Annotated in this window: 1 protein-coding gene; it reads left to right on the forward strand. The window is 70.0% G+C overall.

What is annotated here, in order from left to right; genetic code table 11:
- On the forward strand, nucleotides 1-663 hold a 663-nt coding region (locus HC022_RS28065; RefSeq protein WP_254885301.1), incomplete at its 5' end, for a transposase.
- Between the last annotated feature and the right edge of the window lie 70 nt (nucleotides 664-733).

Consider the following 733-nt stretch of genomic DNA (forward strand, 5'->3'; position numbering starts at 1 on the left):
GGCGATCCGGGCGATCCTCCGGCACAGGATGCCGCCCCGCAAGACCCGTCCCCGCAGCCCGATCCGGAACCCCGCCCGATGTCCCGCCCCGCCAGCCGCAGCGGCAATGCCGAAGTGAACTTCAAGGGCGAGAAGCGCTCGAACGCGACGCATGCCTCGACCAGCGACCCGGACGCGCGGCTCTACCGGAAATCGCCCGGCACCGGCGCAATGCTGTGCTTCCTGGGGCATGCGCTGATGGAGAACCGCAGCGGGTTCGCGGTTCAGGGCGACCTGACGCAAGCCGACGGACATGCCGAACGCAGGGCGGCGCTCGACATGATGCACCGGCAGTCGCCGGGATCGACCCGGCGGCTGACGCTCGGCATGGACAAGGCGTACGACGCGGCCGGGTTCGTGGCGGATTGCAGGCAGGCCTGCATCACCCCGCATGTCGCGCAGAAGGCGCGGTTCTCGGCGATCGACGGGCGGACAACGCGGCACAGGGGCTATGCCCTGTCTCAGAAGCACCGGAAGCGCATCGAGGAGCTTTTCGGATGGTCCAAGACCGTCGGCGGCACAGCCCAGACGGTCTATCGCGGCGTGGAGCGGGTGCGCTCGCGCTTCATCCTCACGCTGGCAGCGGCAAACCTTGCCCGGCTGCCGCGGTTGCTGGCCATCTGAATACGGCGGGCGCCGCGCCGCGCTGGCCGAGGGCAAGGAACGGCCGGAGGATCGCGCCATCACGCCTAGC

The sequence above is a fragment of the Salipiger sp. HF18 genome (genome assembly GCF_011806505.1).
Taxonomy (GTDB): Bacteria; Pseudomonadota; Alphaproteobacteria; order Rhodobacterales; family Rhodobacteraceae; genus Salipiger; species Salipiger thiooxidans.